General features: G+C 29.5%; 5 protein-coding genes. All 5 read right to left on the bottom strand.

Features of this window, described 5'->3' with window-relative positions:
• Positions 1–57 precede the first annotated feature (57 nt).
• The 5 genes from ACQPUY_RS06560 to ACQPUY_RS06540 all read right to left on the bottom strand — a co-directional run bounded on the left by ACQPUY_RS06560 (position 58) and on the right by ACQPUY_RS06540 (position 21,553).
• The gene (locus tag ACQPUY_RS06560; protein WP_430840344.1) at positions 58–1,497 is read right to left on the bottom strand and encodes an alginate O-acetyltransferase; all 1,440 of its coding nucleotides are present in this window, start codon (positions 1,495–1,497) and stop codon (positions 58–60) included.
• 331 nt (positions 1,498–1,828) lie between these two features.
• Positions 1,829–6,865, bottom strand: coding sequence for a S8 family serine peptidase (locus ACQPUY_RS06555; RefSeq protein ID WP_430840343.1), 5,037 nt, complete (start codon positions 6,863–6,865; stop codon positions 1,829–1,831).
• 483 nt (positions 6,866–7,348) lie between these two features.
• Positions 7,349–11,734 (bottom strand): glycoside hydrolase family 2 TIM barrel-domain containing protein, encoded by a 4,386-nt coding sequence (locus ACQPUY_RS06550; RefSeq protein ID WP_430840342.1) that lies wholly within the window; start codon positions 11,732–11,734, stop codon positions 7,349–7,351.
• A gap of 49 nt (positions 11,735–11,783) precedes the next feature.
• Positions 11,784–16,004 (bottom strand): alpha-L-fucosidase, encoded by a 4,221-nt coding sequence (locus ACQPUY_RS06545; RefSeq protein ID WP_430840341.1) that lies wholly within the window; start codon positions 16,002–16,004, stop codon positions 11,784–11,786.
• A gap of 257 nt (positions 16,005–16,261) precedes the next feature.
• Positions 16,262–21,553 (bottom strand): beta-N-acetylglucosaminidase domain-containing protein, encoded by a 5,292-nt coding sequence (locus tag ACQPUY_RS06540; protein WP_430840340.1) that lies wholly within the window; start codon positions 21,551–21,553, stop codon positions 16,262–16,264.
• Between the last annotated feature and the right edge of the window lie 287 nt (positions 21,554–21,840).

Here is a 21,840-nt window from a genome sequence, read left to right as displayed (position 1 = left end):
TTACAACTAAATATATTCTAAATATTATATATTTCAAAGCTTAAAATACTCTTAAATTTAATAATTATAAATAATATTTATTTGTTGATACCTTTCTTCATCCTTTGAAATAAAATATAAGTCAAAGCTATCTATATTTTCTAATTCTGAAGTTATTATTGAAAATTCAACATATAAATTATCTTCAACTACATTAATTTTGCAGTCTAATATTCTATTATTAATATCTACATATGCATAAAGTAAATCATCACTTTCAATTGGTACTACAAAATTTGTTATATTAATTCCTGACTTTTGAATATTTTTATTATCTACATAAACAAAATTATTTTCAATTAAATTATTATAGTTATTAATTGATTTTATATATGTTTTTTCTTCCATATCATTAATTGGATAATGATAACCAGTATTAGTATATTCAGTTGATTCAAACAAAACTATATCTGGATTATAAATATTTATATAATATTCATAGTCTATTACATTTCTGTAGTTATGTATTTTCATTACTTCTGAAAAATTACCTGTGATAAATTTTTCTTTATTATTAAAGTAGCTTCCTGCAAAAATTAATAATCTAGGTCCTTCAGTATTTGTTAAGTTTTTATAATGAGTGAAATATCTAAAGTTTTCATGTCTTATTATTTCATCCTCATAATCTTCAATATATTCTATGTTATATTCTTTCAAATTGTAATTAGTAGTTTCTTCATTAATTACAAAGTTAGATGCTACTAATGTTTCATTTATGTATTCTTCTGGCTCAAAGTTTGTAATATCAAATCGTCCTACTCTATTATCTAATTCATTTAGCCTATCTATAATAGCTGTAAAGCCAACTATAGCCCCTGTTTCATTCCAATGGCCAGCATCATATTCTTTATTATATAGTAAGATATCTTTATATTCTGGATCTTCCTTGGCGTTTAATAAAGTATCTACGTTACTTAAATAGTTAATATCTTTTCCTTCTAAAAGCTCTATAAAATAATCTAAATTTTCAGTACTTCTATTATATCCTTCTGGTAAATACTCTGGATAAATAGTTGACTTATTTGGCTCCAATGTATATAAGAATTTAATCTCTCTTTCATTACAATAGGTTTGAAAATCTTTTATAAAACTTGAGAAAACTTCCTGAAATTTTAAATTTACAGCCGTTTCTGGTAACTTAAGATAAATATGTCCTTCCTTACCATATTCATAACTTGGATGAACTAATTCATCAAAAAGCATGTCCATTCCATTTGTGTATAAGGATACCATACTTGTTCTAAATCCAATTCTATCATTCAAATAACTAGAAGCATTATTAAAGATAGATCTACTATCATTAGAATCTGTAAAAATATCTTCGAAATTCATTAACATCCTATTATCAATTTCTGAAACTTGATTGCTTTTCAAATCTATATTAAATATTGGTATTATAATAATGCTTAAGAATATAACTATTCTCAAATAATAAGCATTTCTAATATTGCTTTTCAAAACACCACCTCACTTAATAAATTAATATTTTGTAAAGTTTTAAGCTATTCCCCTAAGCAAATGCGTGTTTATTGATTATATTATATTATTTGAATATATAATATACACATCAGAGTTTATATCATCAACTTATAAGCTAATTTCTCAATAGTACTCTTAAATACTCTAATTTTCTTAATATATCATTAATATTTCCTTATTTTTTTCTTAATTTTATTTTAAATTATACTAAATCTATAGTTTTAAAATTAAATATTATTATGTTTTATCATTACTTTTTGTCAAAAAAGCTGTGTACAACTTTAATTGTACACAGCTTTACTTTGCTTAATTATGCTCTTTTCTTTTTTGATAAAAATATTCCTAATCCTACTAATATTAATGATCCAACTAATACTGGTAATGTGTCTCTTCCACCTGTAGCTGGTAAATCTCCATCATTAGGTTTTATGGAATCAATTGAATTTTGTGAAGATCCTCCTATATCATCAGAATTGTCTTTATCTCCTGAACCTCCATTATTTCCATTGTTTCCAGAATTATCTCCATCATCTGGATTAGTTCCATTATTATCACCATTTCCATTATCTCCAGGATTATCAATATCTCCATCACCATCATCTCCAGGGTTATCTCCATCTCCTGGCTCATTTCCATCATTATTATCTTTAGCTTTAACATTTATTTCCCAAGTAATAAATGCTCCACCTTCATTTATATTAGCTGTAACTATGGCCTTCCCGGCACTATTCGCAACTGCTTTTCCATCTACTATGGATACTATACTATCTGCTGATGAAACATAGCTAATTGATTTTATTACTACATCTTCTGGATTTAAGCTAAACTCTAAATCAAACTCATCTCCAACAATTACTTCTAAATTAGGATTTTTAACAACAGTATTTTCAATGTATGGTATTTTACCATCTTTAGTTACAGTAACGTAACAATTTAGTATTGCAGATCCATCTGTAGGATAAACTTGTATAATTGTTGTTCCTGCATTTACAGCTGTAACTAAACCATTTTGGTCAACTGTAGCTATATTTTCATTTTTAGATTTCCACTCTAATTCTATATTTGGAACATTTTCTGGATTCATTGTTGCTACAAGTTGTTTAGTATTATTTTCAGGATCATTTAACTCTAAAGTTATTCTACTTTCACTAATATTTATTTCTTCTAATCTAACTTCATCATAATATCCAATTTCAGTTAAAATATCTTCAAGATTTTTTCCATCATAATATTCTTCGCCTTCATTAGCATCTTGATTTTGCTCATTTGTTATTAAGTAGTTCTCTACTATATAATCCATATCATTAGCATTTACAAGTCCATCAAAATTGAAATCTACAGCTGCATTCTTATAATCAACTTTTTTCCCATAATACTTAGCAACTTCAATTGCATCATGGATATCAATGACATCATCTCCATTTACATCCCCTGCATATGCATATTGATAGAATTCTGAACCTAATAAGTAGTAAACTTTACCTAAAACTTCGCCATTAGAAACTCTAGATGGTACAAACCTTCCTTCCTTTCTAAAATGTCCTGGAACATCTGTAACAACTTTGTATTCTTCAGTTGAAATTGGTAAATCAAAAGCAACATATTCATCATTATTAGCATAATACTCTAAGTCATACCTATTACCTTTATTATCTTCAACCCAAATATATTGTGTTAAATCTTCAGTATACTTATTTCTTTGAACAGCATCAATAATCCCTTGTGCAATTTGAACTGTTCTGACAGATGATGTATTCTGTTTGATATTTACGCCTTCATAAGTTGAAGTATATGACATCTCAGCATAATTATCATCCTTATCTAAAACTTCAGAACTCATACATTGAATATACTCTTTATAGAATTCACATTCAGAATCATCAACTAGCTTAAGCTCTACATCTATTAAATCAATATCATCTGATATGTTAACCTTATTTCCATCTTTATCCTTAACAGATAAATTTAATAGTAAACTTCTATAAAAGTCACCACCTACACTTTTTTCAAAGCTAACAGTATAACCATTATCATCAATAATTTTTTGAAGCTCATCATTAAGTCTTATATCCATAACTTCAAAGCCCTTCATATATTGTAGTTCAAAATTAAATGTGCTTCCTACTTGTAAATTATTTACTCCTATAGTTGAAATAATATTTTCACCTTCAGACATACTATCCTTATCTAAGGTAACACTTGTATAAGGTGTACCCTCTTTAACAAAGAAATACCTTGGAGCTAAATATAAATTTTGTGAAGTTGCCATATCTGTAGCCATTGGAGAAAACTCCATTACATTATTGCTTATATCAGATTCTTCGAAGCCAATCATGAAGTCACCATTTTCATCTACTTTCAAACCAAAAGCCGGCATTCCATTTTTGAATCCACTAACTAGTATATCTTTCTTACTAGCGTTATAACCCATTTCTTGTAATTCAGCTATACTATTATCATCAACATTACCATGAAACCAAAAAGCAGTATATTCTTGACCTTCATATTCTTCAGTAGTCATCATATCTTCGGTAATTTCATATACACCAGCCTCTTTATCTATATTCATAGTAACATCTTGATTATCAACTAAAATTCCATAGTTATACTCAAAAACTTCTTCTATTTCATCAGAATGAGCAATAAACTCTAAAGTATATTTCCCATCAGTTAAAGAACTCTTAATATATGTTACTTCTCCATCTTTATTCATTGGGAAGTATGATGCTCTTGAATCTAAAGCATAAAATGAATTTCCATAACCTGCTGGAATAGAAGATAAATCTACCTTCCCAACTAATCCTATTATTTCATCTGTTTCATAATCTTTTACATAAATCTCCATGTAACTTAGAGGCGAGCTAACTTCAACAGTTGCACCAATACCTGAAAGTTTTGCATAGTGCATCATTTCTAAATCATTACTTATAGCATATCTTGATAAAGTTAAACTCTTTATTCCTGGTTCAATATAAGACGCTGAGAATGGTATCTTATATTCTTCATTGCTATCTTCTGCATTAGTTAAAATTACATAACCTTCATATCTACCTAAAGTAGCAGAACTTGGAATCTTAATAGTAGCATTAAAGTCAACGCTTTCACCAATTCCAACTGATAGTGTATTTGGAACTTCTAAACTAACTCCATTTGACTCAGCATTTTGTGCTAAGGCTTCTTCTCCTAAATATTTTACTGAAACATTAAAGTTTTTTAGACTATCACCATCATTCTTTAATTTTAACCCTAATGTTTTCTCCTTATTTTTACCATCAACATAATTTCTATCAAAAGATAGTGAACCAGTAATATAATCTAATTCAATTAAATCTGAATTTTCATCATATGACTTAGTTTTATCTATTACACTTACACTAATATCGCTATGAACTGCCTTATAAGCATCAACTCTTCCTGCCCCAACAGCATTTATTGGATAATCCCCTTTTAAATCAACACAATTGTTCATTAAAGCAACTTTAACTTCTGATGGAGTCATATCTCCATTATTATCTAACATTAAAGCAACTATACCAGCAACATGTGGACTTGCCATTGAAGTACCTGATATTCTTGAATAAGCCTTAGAATAATCAATGCCATCTTCAGGACTATTAATATATTCAGGATAAGTTGAGAATATTCCATCTCCTGGTGCTACAACATCTGGCTTAATAGTTTCATCTGATGAAGGTCCTCTAGAGCTAAAATCTGCTAATATATCTGCCTCTGTTTTTGTTGTACCTGTAATATTAAGAGTTGTCTTTAATACATCTTCATTAGCCTTCGCTTCATTGATTAGAGACTTTATTTTATCTCCATCTTCTTTAGTAATAGCTATGGATGTAACTATCTTTTTAGCTTCTCCAAGATAAATATTAAGCTCTTCATTTTCAATATTATTAGCTATTAATATACCTGCTGCTCCTACATTTAATGCATTAGTATGCTTTTCATTAAAAGTAATTTCTCCTCTATCTATAAGAATTATTTTTCCTTTAGCATCAATTTGAGAAAGTTCACTTTCACTACCTAAACCACCATATACAATTTCATATTCCCCTGCAACAAAATCATCAAGTGATTCAAAATTTCTGCCAAATAATCTACCATTTACTGAATCTCCATTTGATAAGTTAATATCAAATGTTTCTACTTTTATATCTGTGCTACTTGCTCCAACTGAAATTGCTAAAGAAGAAGTTGCTGGTGCACCTATAGTTGAAAACTCTGGACCTGAATTACCATTTGCAACTACTGTAACAACACCTGCTAATGTAGCGTTATTACAAGCAACTGATCCTGGAAATAATGCATCTGTAGTTCCACTTCCTAAAGATAAGTTTATAACATCCATACCATCTTCAACAGATTTTTCAATAGCTGCAATTATTCCTGATGTAGCACCACTTCCATATGGTCCTAAAACCCTATATGCATATAAATCTACATCTGGAGCTAAACCTGTAACTGCAAATTCACTTTCTGAATTTGAACCAGTAGCCCCAATTGTTCCAGATACATGAGTACCATGGGATGTATAATAAGAACTAGTTTGAATAAACTCTACTGCTCCACTTTCAAGCCAATCCTCATATGTTGTTTCCATTGGGTCATTATCATTATCTATAAAATCATAACCGCCCTTATAATTATCTTTTAAATCTGGATGATTATAATCAATACCAGTATCAATAACTCCAACCTTTATTCCTTCACCAGTTATACCTTCTTCTCTAAGCTTGTCCACTCCTATTAGAGGTGTACTTGTTACCATACGAGAATTAGAATTTCCTTCATTAACAGAATAGCTTACTGCCTCTGTTGAAACTGGATCAACATTAACAACTTCATCTTTCCATATTGCTTTTACAACACCGCTTTCTAATAATGATTCTATATCTGTACCTTTTACTTCCATAGAAACACCATTATATGTGTTATAATAAGAATATTTTATTTTATATGTTTGACTTCTTTCTTTAGATTTTTCAGCTAAGAATTCTTCAAATACTTTATGTTCATTTTCAAGCTCTTTGCTGGAATCTATATTTTTTGCCCCATTATTTAATGATTCCTGCATTATAAGTGGAAGCGAGTTAAATTCAACTATTATAGATTGATATTCCTCTGTAGTTGTATCTACCCCTTCTCTTATAGGATTAATTTTTATCTCAGCTGCTGCATTTTCAATTTCTGTTTGATACTTTTCTGCTAAGCTTTTTACTGAATTAATCCTATCATTATTGTAGTAAGCACTTGCCTTTATAGGCGTTAATAATGACATAAATACTGTCATTGCAAGGATACTAGTTGCTATTTTTAGCCCCAATTTTCGCTTTAACATATTTTTCCCCCTTTTTATTGATAATGTAAAAAATCTTTACATTATTTTATTAAATATATATCAAGGTTTCGCAAATTTTTATATAAAAAAACGATTCCTTAATTTCAGTAGTTATAGCTTTAAAAACTCATATCATTATCATTAGCTTAAATCAAACTTTTTCACATTATATATTTTTAGTTTATTTGGAAAATAATGTTGATAGACTTAGTATATATAACAGCTGTATTTTTGTCAATAAATTACTTATTTTTATGACATTTTAGAAATTTATTAAATAATACTCTTGAAAAACTTCTAAAATATTGATTTTTTTAATATTTCCATAAAAATTTTATATATAAAATTTTACTCATTGCCTTCAATACTATAATTCGATATAAATTTACATATTTCATTTTAAAAACAGAAAGCAAGATAAAAGGAACTTACATTATGCAAGTTCCTTTATTACAATTTATTTTTATTTTATAGATTTATAAATTACTTAACTTTAGACTTTCTTTGTCTCATTACAAATATTCCACCTGCTATTAGCACTGCTGCTAATACAATTATTTGAGTACTTGATACTGCTGATCCAGTTGCAGGTAATTTATTATCTTGTTTTCCATCAGTACCATTTTGTTGATTTCCAGAATTGTTTCCATTATCATCAGAATTATCTGGTTTACTTGGTTCTTGTGGGTTACTTGGATTACTTGGTTCTTCTGGATCTGTAGGTTCACTTGGATCTACAACTTCTGGAATCTTTTCAAATTTAGCAGTTAATACCAAATCAGATTCTACTATAAATCTATAAGTAGCCTCTTTACTAAGTTCATTTCCTTCTGAATCAGACCATCCTATAAACTTGTAGCCTTCATTTGCAGTTGCAATTAACGTAGCTTCTTGACCTTCTACATATTTTCCTGCCCCAGCAACTGAACCACCCTCTACAGTATTTACTGTAACTGTATATTCCTTTGGTGCTGGTAATACATAATTTACAGTATAAACATTTTTACTTCCATCCTCTGCACGAACAACTATTATTGATTTATTATTATGAATTGGTAATACAGTTACTGCTGCATTATCCTCTGCTGATGCTTCAACTAATTCAGGTAATTTTTCTAAATTAATTGTATATTCCTTTGTAGCTGGATCAAAGTTTTCTAAAACTTTACCATCTAATTTTATTTCAGTTAAGGTATTTGTCGCTTTAGCTTTTTCTTGTGGTACATATTCATAAACATTTACTTCTGATAATCCAATACAATTGCCTAATTGTGGCTGTTGCATATAAATTCTAATACTATCAGTATTTATTACATTATCTAAGAAATAAGTTGTTTCACCAGCAGTATATGATACTTCTGTTGTATTTGTATGTGGTGCAACTACATAATTCCCATTTTCATCTTTATAGCTAATTTCAACTTTCTTTGGAATTCTTCCACTTAAATTATCTGTAAATAACCATAAATCTAAACGATCTATATCGTATTTATTACTCCAATCAAATTGAACATAGGCTCCTTTAGGTTCACCATTTTCATCTGCTAAATTACGTTCATTCCAGTTTGTCCAACGCTCTTGAGCGTTTGCTGTATCAGCTTTAACTCCATTATTAATTGAGTTTAAGTTATCTGCTGTTACTGTAGGGCTTTGTGATAATACTGGAATATCATCATTTTCACTAGCTTTATTTATAGCAATATTTCTAGCTGCCTTTAATGCTGGTGCTACACGTATACTTGCTGTAACATTATAAGTTTTTCCTAGTAAATCGACAGTACCTGGAACTACTACGTTAGTATTTTCCTTAGAAAAATCTAATCCATCAAGATTCCAATTAACAATAAAGTCTTCTGATTCAGAACCATTTTCTAAATAGCCTTTTAATGTATTTGGTAAGCTTGGTGTTGTTCCAGCATAGGTGAATGTAGAATAATTTTCAATAGATGACACATTGCCTACTACATGTATATTTACAACAACTGCTATATCTGTTCCATCGATCTTACCAGTAGCTTTAAATATTTGTGGAGTACTTAATTGAGATTTATCAAATTCATTCCAATTAACCTTTAAAGTTTCTGTTGTTCCATCACTATATCTAGCTGTAACCTCCTTTGGTAATACTGGATTTTCATCTAATGATACATAATAATCTTTTACTATATCATATGATTCTATATACTTATTATCTCCAGCATTATTAACAGTATTAATAGTAATAGATTTAGATTCTAAACCTTCTCCTGAAACAGTTAGTGTCATTTCTCCAGCATCTTTAGTGGATTGTACAATTACTAAAGCCTTACCATTGAATGCACTTCTAGTACCTGATTTATCTGTTTCTGGTTTATATCTATCAGTATCAGCTGCATTACCATTATCTAAACCAACTATTTTACCATTTCCTTCAAGAGTATAAGTTAATTCATTATTTGCACCTGAAGCTATATTTCCATCTTTATCCACTAAATCAACAGTTATATAAGATAAGTCATATCCATCTGCATCTATTGTAGTATTATCTGCACTTAACTCTACAGTAGCTACATCTCCATAAGTTTTAATTATTGATCTACCTTCTGTATTAGTTAACAAATTACCATCTTTATCATATCCCTTAGCTTCTATTGTTCCTTTTTCATATTTAACATTAAAGCTTGGATACAATGAATCATTATCAAAGGTATAATATTTATAACCTAAACTTGTTGTATTTTCTTTTGCTGTTTTAGTTTCAATAAGTTTACCATTTACGTATAATTCTACTTTATAAGCATCTGTAAATACATCAACTTGTACATTTCCATTTGAAACTGGAATATCTTCTTCATTCCATGTAGGCAATATGTGTAATGTATTTACATCATCATTCCATTGACTTTGATATAAATAGTAAACATCTTTTTCAAATCCAGCTGTATCAACTATACCGAAGTAACTTGATTTTGGTGCTGCACTACCTCCTGAAACACTTCCTGTTCCAGTTCCATTCCAAGGTGTAGGCTCTCCAATATAATCAAAACCTGTCCAAACGAATTCTCCAGCATTATAGTCATTCTTTATTGTATATTTCCATGCATCACTTGCTGAATGTCCCCAACCTACCTTGTTTGCATTATTATCAAACTCAGGTAATTGTAAATCTGAATCACTTTGAGAATTTTTCTCCCTTACTTTATAATATCCTCTACTATGAACTGCACTACTAGTTTCTGATCCATAAAGTATCCAGTTAGTTTTGCTATTTCTTAAACTATTAAACTGACTATCAGTAGCATAGTTAAATCCAACTATACCACCTTCATTAGCTACAACATCTGAAATAGCTACAGCATTTGTATTACCAAGTCCACCCTTACTCTTATTATCTCCAATAGTAACAGGTCTAGTTGTATCTTCTTCTTGAATCCAATCAATAATATTTTGTGCAATTGTAGCATAATTAGATGAATCTCCACCTATACCTTCTAAAACTTCATTTCCTATTGACCACATAATTACTGATGGATTATTCTTTGAAGTCTTAACCATTGTTTTGGCTTCAAATTCTCCCCATGACATTCCTGTTTCTCCATTAATAATTTCATTATCTTCTTCAATTGTAGTATTAAAGTATTTAGCAAAGTCATTTACATTTCCATTTTTAGAATTTGTCCATGTATCAAAGGCTTCATTTATTACTAAAAGCCCTAATCTATCACAAATTTCTAATAATGTTTCACTTGCAGGATTATGAGTAACACGAATTGCATTTACCCCCATCTCCTTCATTATTTCCATTTGGCGTTCTACAGCTCTATAATAAGAAGCTGCACCTAAGGATCCTTGGTCATGGTGCATACTAACACCCTTAAGCTTCATATTTTCTCCATTTAATGAGAACCCTGTATCTCTGTCAAAATTAAAATATCTAAATCCAAAATCTGTATAGTAAGTATCAACTACATTATCATTTACTATAACTTCATTTTTTACCTTATACATATTTGGACTGTCTACTGACCATAAAGCAGGATTATTTACTACTGCAGTTTGTTCAAAATCAGAACTTCCATTTGCATCTATATTTTTAGTTAATTCTACTGTTGTACTAACTTCATCCCCATTAGAATTTACAACAGTAGTTTTTAGTTTAATATCAGTAGCTTTATCTGATTCATTTTCTACTACAGTATCAACTACTACGTCAACATTTCCACCTTTTTGTGTTTCAACATTTGGTGTTGTTACTGTTGTTCCTAAATGTCCAACATGTATTTCATCTGTAACTGTTAAAGTAACATCTCTATATATTCCACTTCCAGAATACCATCTACTTGATGGAACTGGGTTTTTAACCTTTACAGCTATTACGTTTTCAGTTAGTCCATCACATACTAATTCATCAGTAATATCAAAGGCAAATGCAGTATAACCATAATTATGTTCACCTACTAATTTTCCATTCACATAAACTTCAGCATTCATATATACTCCATCAAAGTTTATAGTAAATTCCTTTCCTTCATATTTTTCTGGAACAACAAAATGCTTACGATACCATCCAGTACCTCCTAATAAAAACCCACTTTCAGCTTCACCTTCAACAGTAAAATCCCCTTCAATACTCCAGTCATGTGGTAAATTTAAAGAACGCCAAGATGAATCATTAAAATCAACAGCTTCTGCACCAGATTGATCACCTTTATAAAAACGCCAATCTTGATTAAATACTGTAGATCTTTCTCCATCTTTAATAAAACCTACATAAACTGTTTCTGCATCTTGTGTCTGTCTCGTTTCTGCTTTTACAGTTGTTGGAATTAAACTAGTCATTACAGATACTCCAACTAATAAAGCACAACATTTTTTTTGAAATAGTCTCATCTAAAATCCTCCTCTTATCATGTAATTTTGTTAGTTTATTTGAACAATATTATTTTTCTTTTTTTCTAAATAATATTGCACCAATTGAAGATAATGCAATTGCTATAATACTAGATATATTTCCTAATTCAGAACCCGTATTAGGTAAATTTTGAGAACCGTTATTATTACTGTTATTACCGCTACTATTGTTATTATTTTCGTCATTATTGTTATTATCGTTGTTGTTATTTTCATTACCATTATTATCGTTATTAGCTACAACCAAATTATCAATAGCATTTAAAATTTCTAATTTTATGCTATCTACACTTTCCTGTGTTGCATTTTCATCACTCATTATAGTTTCTGATTTTTTAATTAGAGATTCTAATATTGATACACTTTCATTTGTATATTTATCTAGATCAATAGTTTTTGATTCTTCTATTAAATTTAATAATTCTGTTTTATCTGCTTTTACTACAAGATTTTCTATAGTACTATTTAGTATATTTATAGCCTCATTAACTTCTTCTTGTGTCGCATCTTTATTAGATACTACACTATTTGCAACTTTTAATGCTTGATTAAACTTTTCTAAGCTTTTTGGTGTGTATTTTGATATGTCTACTTTATTTGCACTTTCTATAACTGCATTTAATTCTGATTTATCTATTATAAGAATTAATTTTCCTATTGCATTCTTTAGTGTATTTACAGCTTCATTAACCTCTTCTTGTGTTGCTTCTTCACTAGATGCTAAGTTTTGTGCAATTATGAATGCTTCATTAAATTTTTCTAAGCTTTTTGGTGTGTATTTTGATGTGTCTATTTTATTAGCTTCTTCTATAGCTGTATTTAGTTCTGATTTATCAACTAAATACCCCACTTTTGTTATCTTAATGCTATCAATATTCACTGTTGATTCGTTATTATTAAAAAACTTTAATTTATCTAATCCTTTATTAAGTGAAACTCTAATAGTTTTTGTTTCAAAATTAGGCTCTGTTTTATTACATTCTATTTCCCCTGATATTGATTCATCATTATTTGTATAATATAAAGTATTATTTGCTCCAGCAAAGTATCTTATTTCGATATCATATAATGCTGCTACTTCTGAGTTTACCCACATATTTAGCCATGCATTTCCTCTACTTGTATTACCTAGCCAACCTACAACTTTCCCCTCATTAGCACCTTCTTTATTTTCTATTTCTCCACCTATACCATCTAATTCTAATTTCTCAGCTTCAATTACTATTGGTTCAGATGTTAATATAATAGGATTTTCTTCACTGTTGGATATATTACCATCTGTATCCTTCAATTTAAAAATAACACTTATAGTCATATCCTTCTTTATGTTTTCTATAGTATAGCTATCTCTAGCCCCTACTGAAACTCCATCTACTATAACATCACTAACTTCATAACCCTCATTTGGTGTAAAAGTAAATGTTTTAGATTTTCCTTCTTCTAAAGTAACTGATCCAGATGGACTAATACTACCATTCTCTCCTGCAGTAGCAGTAACAGTATGTGTAGTTTCTTTTAAATCTTTAGGTGTTACTTCAAAAGCATCAATATTTGGTGAAGATTGTGCATCAGCTGTAAATATTAACTCTCCAGCACCAGCTTTTGTTACTGTAACATCAAAGCTTGTCTTTATTATAGGAACTGGATTTTGATTACCTGTTCCTGGTACTGATTTACTACCTGATTCAATATTAGTTCCACTCCAATTAACCTTATTTAGATTACCTTCACTTCTTCCTGATTGATAGGACATATTAAAAGTATATACGCCTGGCTTTTCAGCATAAAAAGGAACTCTTATCTTGTTTCCTGTTTCAAACCAAGTAACCATTTTTCCATTACTTGCTTCAGGTTTTTCTGTTATTCTTACATATTTACTACCTTCTATAGGATTAAGAGTAAATAATTCAGCTTCTAATAGCTTTTTCTCTTCTAAAGTGCTAGGTAATACAAAAGGATTTTCCTCTGTATAAGGTTTATCAATATCATTATCTATAATAGTTACTTCTGACTTCTTATTGAATCCTATTATTGCTCCATTAGTTGGAGTATCTATATTACAATAGAATTTTACATTTCCTGACTTCTCAGTATTATCTATAGTTCCTACAGATATCTTAGCTGTTGTTTGGCCGTCAGCGAATTCTATAGTTTCACTTACATCATTGTAATGTCTACCATGAACAGCACTATCTGGAGAAGTGGAAAAATGCACTGTAGCTTCTCCCTTACTTCCTCCTACTCTTTTTATAGTTATTTCTTTTGTTTCACCTTCATTAACTGTATAATTAGTATTTTCTATTTCAAACATTCCTGCTGCATTATTATTTAAATAATAAGCACCATCTAATCCTATAAATGCACCTGAAGATGAGGCATTCTTTTCTCCTTTAATAACTATTTTCAACGTATGTTGTCCATAATCTAAATCATCAGTTTCATATAAGATTTGAGAAATTGATCTTTTTGCATTATAAGTGTCCACATCTGAAACCTTTTTACCGTCAACCCACACTTCCATAATTCCATGTCCTGGATCAAAAGTACCAATAACCCATGCTTTTGTTCCTGTAAATGTAAAACTTGCATCTTTTCCTTTAGTATTTGAATACATTCCAGTATTTCCTATACCAATATTTTCTTGGGTCCAACTATTCTTATTTTCAAAATTTACATTATCAATAAAGTCTGTACCAGATGGTACTACTGATTTCACTTCGAAATCTTCATCTGCCTTATAAACTTCAACATTTTCAATTAATGGTACAGCTAAAGAACTCTTAATATTTATTCTAATTTTAGTAGCTTTTACTGGTGCACTTCTAACTAATCGTTTTGCTCCTATTGTATATCCTTTTCCAAATTCTTTCCATTCTCCATTAGAATACGTTTCCACTGAAAATTCTGACACTCTTTGTCCTAGCTTTATATATTCTTCAATAGATACAATATCAAAAGTCTTTTCTCCACCTAAATCTATTGTTATATTTCCAGTAGTTTGTCCATCATCCATTGTCCAATAAGTATCATCATTATCATCTAATACATTATTTGGACTGTAATCATTGCTATTTCCTCTAACTGATGAAGCTGTAGCACTAGTTGTTGTTGGCTCCGCTAAATTTTCATCAAATGAGTTATTAATAGAACTTGAAAACTCCTTTATTCTAGCAATATCTTCTGATGTAAAATGTCCTGTTCTATCTGGTGCTACATTAAGTAACAAAGGTTGACCTCTTCCTACTGAACTAAAGTATATATCTGTTAATTGCTCCATAGTCTTTGGACCATTTCCTGAATGCCAAAACCATCCACTTGTTAATGATACATCGCATTCTCCTACACTCCATATATCACCATTTGGATCTCCATTATTAAGATATTGATTTTCATCTCCTGCGCCTGAGTTATATCTATCTCTTATACGCTTTTTGTTAACTTTTGACCAAACTGGATCTCCTGCTTTTCCTGATTCATTACCTATCCATCTTACAGTTGAACCATATGGACTAAATACTACAGCACCAGGTTCTAATTCTTCTATTAAATCAAACCATTCTTCAAATTTATAATTTTGAGCTGCTGCTCCACTTCCTTTAGCACCATCCATCCAAACTTCAACAAATCTTCCGTTATTCCCATACTTATCATTTCCTAGTATCTCTCTTAATTGACTCATATAAAATTCATTATAATCACCATTGCTATCTGTTTCATCATTAGTCCCTGTTCCATAGCCATAAGAAGGTGCATTAGCATCCCATGGTGATAAATAAATTCCCATATCCATATCGTACTTAGTGCATGCCTTAGAAACCTCCTCCAATACATCCCCTTCTCCACCTTGAGTAGCTTGCCAATCAGTGCTCTTTTCTATATCATGTTCTGTAACTGCACTTTTCCATATTGCAAATCCATCGTGATGCTTTCCTACTATAATAATACGTTTGAATCCTGCATCTTTTAATGTCTTTACCCATTCATCTGCATCTAAATCTGTAGGATTAAAAGTATTTGGATCTTCTTTTCCATTTCCCCACTCACTATTTGTAAATGTATTCATCCCAAAGTGAATAAAAGCTGCCAGCTCTTCTTCATGATACTGTAATTGAGACTCATTAGGTGTTGCACCAAATGCTTCTGGTGGCTTTACAGTATTAAGTTCAGCAGCAATTGCAGTTATAGGTAGTATTTGACATGCCATACCTGCAATAATTATAGTAGATACTAGTTTTTTTACCCTTTTCATATATTTTCCCCTCCATAAATCTTATATAAAATATTAATTAAATTTTACCCACTCAATACCTCTGATATTTTATCCCTTCATTTTATTTTTTAGTTTATACTCAATTTATTCCATTAAAGTATAGCATTAATAATAATTAATTTGTTATCATTTGATAAACCTATTAGAAATTTATAGATTTACTTAAGAATTTTTATATATTTATTTATAAATAATTAGGTCTCAGTGACTTCCCCTGAGACCCGGAGAAATGAAAATTACTTTCTTCTTCTTAAGATAGATCCAGCACCAACAAATAATGCTGCAATTCCTGCTAATGCAAGTGCTGAAGTACCACCTGTTAGAGGTAGCTTGCCAGAATTATTATTTCCAGATCCTGATGTATTGCCACCATTGTTGCTTCCATTATTAGAATTATTATCTTTTACTACTAGCTGATCTATTGCTTGTTGTAGTTCAAGCTCTGCTTTTAATATATCTGCTTCTGTAACATTATTATCTTTTAATACTTTCTTAGCTTCTTTTAACTTTTCACTAAGAACTTTAAAGCTTTCCTTTGTATAATCTTTTTTATTATATTTTTCTGCTTTATCAATTAAAGCTTCAAGTCTTTCTTTACTTGGCTTTAATTGTAATTCAGAGAAAGCTTTAAATAGTTCATTATAAGCCGTTGCAACTTCTTCTTCAGTTGCATTATTATTTAAAAGTACCTCTTTAGCAATTTCTAATTTATCTACTAAGGCATTCCATGAATCTTCTGTATAGTTTTCACTATTTAAATTCATTATTTTTTCTATTAAAGAAGTTAATTCTTCCTTAGTATTATTTTCTAATGATAAAGCTTCTATTGCTTTACTTAATCTAGTTACTGATACATCTATAACATCTTGTTTTGCATTTTTATCTGCTAGTATAAATTTAGCTTCTTCTAAAGCCTCTTTAAATTCAGTGACTAATGATTTATCTGCCACATTTGAAAGATCTTCTTCAGATATTGAGTCTGCCTTATCAACTAAAACTTGTAATTGTTCCTTATTTGCAGGCTTTGTTTCAACTACAACTAAAGAGTCAATAGCTTTATTAACATTATTTATAGCATCTGTTACCATATCTTTTGTTGCATCAACATTTGCTAAAACATCATTTGCAGATTCTACAGCCTTTTTAAGAGCATTAATTGTTACTTCTGTATATTCTACATCACTTTCTATAATAGTATTTGCTTTACTTATAACAGCTACTAAATCTTGAATATCAACTAATCCAGTGATTGCATCTAATAAATATTCTCTAGCATTATCAATATCATCTTGAGATGCACTTTCTACATTGTTTAATATAGCTTTTGCATTTTCTAAAGCTTCTGTAAATTTATCAAAGCTTCCAACTGTATAATTTTCTTTTACATACTCATTAGAAGACTCTACTAGTTGTTCTAAATCAGTTATATTTGGTACATTATAATCAGTAATTGTAACTAATTCATAAATAGTAGGAGCTGTTCCTTCCCAATCAATTCTTATTTCATAAATATTATCATATTTAGAATTTAAAATTTCATTTAAACTCTTATCTAATGTTCCAATTTGATTCCAAACTTCTTCTCCAGCTTCATTATACCCTGTTCTAACCATCACCTTAGCATTTGAAATATCATTACCACTTTGAACAATATTAATCTTCTTAACATCAGTATTTTCAGATAAACGATATGTTAAGCTTCCTGATTTTATTTGTCCATTATTAGTATTTGGCTTATAAGCTGTAGTTAAGTTTCTATCATCAATATTTGATGGTGCAAAGCCTTCTAGTTCTATTGGATTAGATACATATGTCGGATTATTAGAATTTGGAATATATTTCCCATCATTTATTAAAATTTCACTTATATTAACCCATCTATGCATATAATTTGCTGTAAATAAGATTCTTACATATCTTGCTTCCTTAGCTGAATCTAACTCACCTCTTACAAAGGCATGAGATATTGGTACTATAGTTGTACTATCTCCATGCTTATATCCAGCATCAACTGGCTTAGAATTCATATCACTATTATTATTTTCAACACCATCTCCAATAGTTATTACATCTGTCCATTCCTTACCATCTAATGATATTTGGAATTTAGCATCTCTTAAATAATTTCTTTCTGTATCTAATACAGCATAAGTAAGATTGCTTATATCAATAGTTTGTCCTAAATCAAACACTATACTCTTATCTTTTATAGGATACGAATCAAATGATGCTTCTGTATTAAAGTTCCTATCAAATATTGATGATACATTTCCATTGATATTAACAAATGATGAATCTAAAGATATTGGATAAACCTCATTAGATTTAACTTCAAATTTATTTAAATTAAAAGTGACATCCTTATTAGCTATTAATCTAATATATCTTGCATTTGCTAAATCACTTTTATTTTGTAAATTAACATCAACCCATTCTTTTGCATTCATAGATGTTTGTAATGTTAATCCATCCATACTTGATACTTCTAAAGCAATTTCACTTAGGTCTTTAATTCTATCTAACTTTACTCCTACATACTCATTTGCATGTAAAGTTATATTTTCTTTTGGAAGTAGCTTAGTTAATTCTTGGCTTACTAAAAGTGAATTTAATTCCATATCAGTATTAGTATATACATACTTACTATTGGCTTTAACAGCTTCTTTAACTGTAAATTCACTAAATTTTACCCACCAATTAGTTCTTTCTAAATTTTTAATACGAATATATCTAGCTTCAACATTCTTTAAATCAATATCAAGAACATCTTTACCTTCTGACTTACCAGTATAGCTTGAATAGCCATCTACTGGAGTCCAATCATTTCCATTAACTGAAGTTTCGATTGCATATTTAACAAGTTTATCTCCACCAGAATTTCCAACAACTATATGAGCACTTTCAAGATTTATTACCCTACCTAAGTCGTATCCTAAATAATCTCCAACTAATGCATCGTCTGAATTTGCATTTCCAGAACCATCTGGATCATACCAAACAAAACTATTATCATCTCCATCATAAAGACTTTCTTCTTTAGTACCTTGAGATATTGTCCATAGACTAGATTTAATTACAGTATAAGTAAATCCTTCTGGTACTTCTTCAGAATTACTCCTATTTACAGTAATATCCTTAATTCCAAACCATTTATTGTCTCTATCTTTAGTTGCAATAACTCTAACTCCCATTGCATCTAAATTTAAGCCTTCTATGGTAATTTTATTAGGTGTTGTATATACTTTTCCTGGCTCTAAATCTACCCACTCTTTACCATCAACTGTATATTGAACCTTAGCTTCTTGCATTGTATCTTCTGCATTAGCAATAGCTCCTAAATTAAACTCTATATTTTTAATATTAATTACTTTATTATACTTAACACCAATATAAGTACCTATTGCTATACTTGCTGGATTTTTATAAACAATTTCTGTTGATTCCTTATTATCTAGAACATTATTTAGATTTCCTGTTGGTACATCTGTTCTATTAGTAATAACTGTTGCTAAAGCTTTATTAGGATCAATTGTACTTGGATCAACTATTCCTAAAACAATAGGTTCTAAATATCCTTCTAAAGATTCAATAAATGGAACAATATATTGAACACCAACTTCTGCATATTCAGTATGATCTACATAATTAAATCCATAAGTTTTTGACTTTTCAAAAGCTGTTTGTGCATTAGAATAGTTTGTCCAAACTTCATTATTATTTCCTTCTTCATTTGAAATAATAGAATTTAAGTATCCAATTGCAGCTGTTGTTGTATCTTCAAAGCAATTTAACCAGTAAATTATTTGATCTCTTGTCTTTTCATTTCCTGGATTATTTTTATAGTAATTAGCTGCATCTTTAAGCTTTGTAAATTCTTCAATTAAAGCTAATGCATCTTCTTTAACATCTTCACCTGCTTCATATTTTTCTTTAAATGCTGTTAATTTTGGAGCTAATTCAACAGATTCTTGTAATGAAGTAACACGATTATCCATATTTTGATTAATCATGTGCTTACTTATTTCTCTTAATGCACTTGAAGCTTCTGTCTCTAAAGCTGTATTATGATCCATATATTTAAATGAATCATTCCAGTTTTTATCTGCTTGCTCCTTAGTCTCCCAAATATTCCATGAATAATCTGCAACTGCAAATAAGGCTGATTTATTTGCCTCTGATTGTTGCATTGGGTTTAACATTATACCTTCAATAAGTGTAGGATCTACCCCTGGATGTAAGAATGTATCATTACCACCCATAATTAAATGTTTCTTAGAATTATCTGAACATGGCCAGTTAATCCAATAATAAGGTGCTCTACCTGTATTATTTTTAAAAGTTTCTGAGAAGCTTTGAGCTACTTCCCCCCATACTTTTCCCCCAGTCATAACTAGTTGAACATTTTCTGGTGCTTGCTTTAAATAACTAAACTCTGTACTTGAACCATTTCCCATATAATCAAAAGGAATATATGGTAATGTAGTTTTCATATCAGGATATTGAAGCTTTACTTCAGTTTGTAACCAAGTAGTTATATCATTTACTAATCTAAGTCCTAGTTCTCCACCTGGATTAGTAAAGTCATCTGCTAGTATTGCTACTTGTCTAACACCTTGATCTATAACCTGCTTAAGCTTAGCTTTTAAATCAGCTAAATCTTTATCATAATTTCTTGCACTAAAGGCATCATTTGATGGAAATGGATGAATTCCATAAACAAATCTAGTTTTAGAAGCATTACCTGCATCTGCTAGCTCTTTAATCCACTTTAATTCATCATCAGTATAAAGTGTACGCCACTCTGTTCTATGCTTAGGATCATCCTTTGGAGCATAGAAATAAGCATTTAACTTATAGTATCCACCATAAGTCATAAGATCTACTCTATCTTGAACTGACCATGGATTTCCATAATATCCTTCTATAAATCCACGAGTTACAACATTTGCGTAATCTTCTATTTTAAAATTTCTAATTTCATTATTATCTATTTGATTTATCACATGGTATAAAGTAGTTAATCCATAAAATGCTGAATCTGTATCTTTTCCAAGAACAGTTATAGTATTATTATCTACTGCTAAAAAGTAAGCATCTGTTTTACTAAAAAGATTTTCTGTTGACATACTATACTTATCGGCATAAGTATCAACAAATTCTCCAGAACTTTCAATACCAACTAAAATATTAGTCTTGTTATTAACAATTTCATTAGAAGTTGAAACTTCATAACTAATATTATTAGCTTTTAAAATTTCATCTTCTAATCTAGCTTTTGTATATTCATCTATGCCAGATTCATATACAACATTTACTCCACTAGTAAGATTAGTAATACCCTCTTGATATTCTATACTTTGTGGAGCAGGGTAAATTTCGTATTCGTTACTATTATTTGTAGTAACTTCAGCTGTAGATGATTCATTAGCTTTAGTCTCTGCTGATACTGTAATAGTACCTAACATATTAGACAATACCATCGCACCTGTTAGCATTACTGATAAATATCTTTTAGATTTCTTTATCATAATTTATCCTCCTTAATATTATTACTATAAAGTTATATGAATATTTAGTTAGCGAATAATTGAAATTCTATTTTTACAAAATATATATTTAATTGTAAAATATGTAATTGAAAAATTCAAAAATTTCTCAATACAGCTTAAAGCATCCTTTTATTTTTATATAAAAAAAGCTGAAAAGGCATAAAAATTCCTTTTCAGCTAATGCTCAAATTTAATTGATTACACGCTTTCTCCTAAAAATTATATATATTTTATAGTTTTTCCATTTTTATTATAATATAGTAAGA

The sequence above is a fragment of the Clostridium nigeriense genome (genome assembly GCF_050585245.1).
Taxonomy (GTDB): Bacteria; Bacillota; Clostridia; order Clostridiales; family Clostridiaceae; genus Clostridium; species Clostridium nigeriense_A.
Note: the sequence above shows the minus strand (reverse complement) of the source record. Positions and strands in the feature narration are given on the sequence as shown.